The 1,396-nt window shown below is 49.9% G+C and carries 1 rRNA gene (cut by a window edge); it reads right to left on the bottom strand.

From position 1 onward, the window contains the following. A 23S ribosomal RNA gene (locus AB5213_RS16910) occupies positions 1-1,396 on the bottom strand (its annotated part extends 1,423 nt beyond the left edge of the window); the annotation flags it as partial.

Below are 1,396 nucleotides of genomic sequence, written 5' to 3'. Positions count from 1 at the left end.
CCGCGGGATTCCATTCCCGCTAGTGCTCTCCCTCTGCGTCCCCACAGTTCTGTTATACTGCAGTACAGGAATTTCAACCTGTTGTCCATCGGCTACGTCTTTCGACCTCACCTTAGGCCCCGACTTACCCAGAGCAGATCAGCTTTACTCTGGAAACCTTGGGTATTCGGCCGGAAGGATTCTCACCTTCCTCTCGCTACTCATTCCGGCATTCTCTCTTCTTAAAAGTCCACAGCTCCTTCCGGTACTGCTTCTTCCCTTTAAGAATGCTCCTCTACCAATTAACTACGTTAATTCCTGAGCTTCGGTAGTGTGTTTCAGCCCCGGACATTTTCGGCGCAGGACCTCTCGACCAGTGAGCTATTACGCACTCTTTTAATGTATGGCTGCTTCTAAGCCAACATCCTGGTTGTCTTTGAAATCCCACATCCTTTTCCACTTAACACACATTTTGGGACCTTAGCTGCAGGTCTGGGCTCTTTCCCTTTTGACTACCCAACTTATCTCGTGCAGTCTGACTCCCATGAATCATCTTACTGGCATTCGGAGTTTGATATCCTTTGGTAAGCTTTGACGCCCCCGCGGGAATTCAGTGCTCTACCTCCAAAAGACTCTCATGAGGCTAGCCCTAAAGCTATTTCGAGGAGAACCAGCTATCTCCGGGTTCGATTGGAATTTCTCCCCTATCCACACCTCATCCCCACCCTTTTCAACGGATGTGGGTTCGGACCTCCATTGCCTTTTACGGCAACTTCATCCTGGACATGGATAGATCACCCGGTTTCGGGTCTACTCCATCTGACTTAACGCCCTATTAAGACTTGTTTTCACTTCGGCTCCATTCCTTAAGAACTTAACCTCGCCAGATGGCGTAACTCGCCGGACCGTTCTACAAAAAGTACGCGGTTCATCATATATAGATGTTCCACAGCTTGTAAACACAGGGTTTCAGGTTCTCTTTCACTCCCCTCCCGGGGTCCTTTTCACCTTTCCTTCACAGTACTATGCGCTATCGGTCACTAAGGAGTATTTAGCCTTACGGGGTGGTCCCCGCTCATTCCCACAAGGTTTCTCGTGTCTCGTGGTACTCTGGATCCCGCCTTGCTGACTCGTCTTTCGCTTACGGGGCTTTCACCCTCTCTGGCTGGCTTTCCCAAAACCATTCTGCTAAACTTATCAGATCAATTACGCGGTCCGAACCCCGGAATGCACGCATTCCGGTTTGGGCTCTTCCGTTTTCGCTCGCCGCTACTCACAGAATCACTTGTTGTTTTCTCTTCCTCCGGCTACTTAGATGTTTCAGTTCACCGGGTTCCCTTCCATACGTTATGGATTGGCGTATGGATGACTGGAGTCTGTCCAGCCGGGTTTCCCCATTCAGATATCTCCGGATCAT

This window comes from Coprococcus sp. RTP21204st1_G4_RTP21204_210225 (genome assembly GCF_040915385.1).
GTDB lineage: Bacteria > Bacillota > Clostridia > Lachnospirales > Lachnospiraceae > Allocoprococcus > Allocoprococcus comes.
Note: the sequence above shows the minus strand (reverse complement) of the source record. Positions and strands in the feature narration are given on the sequence as shown.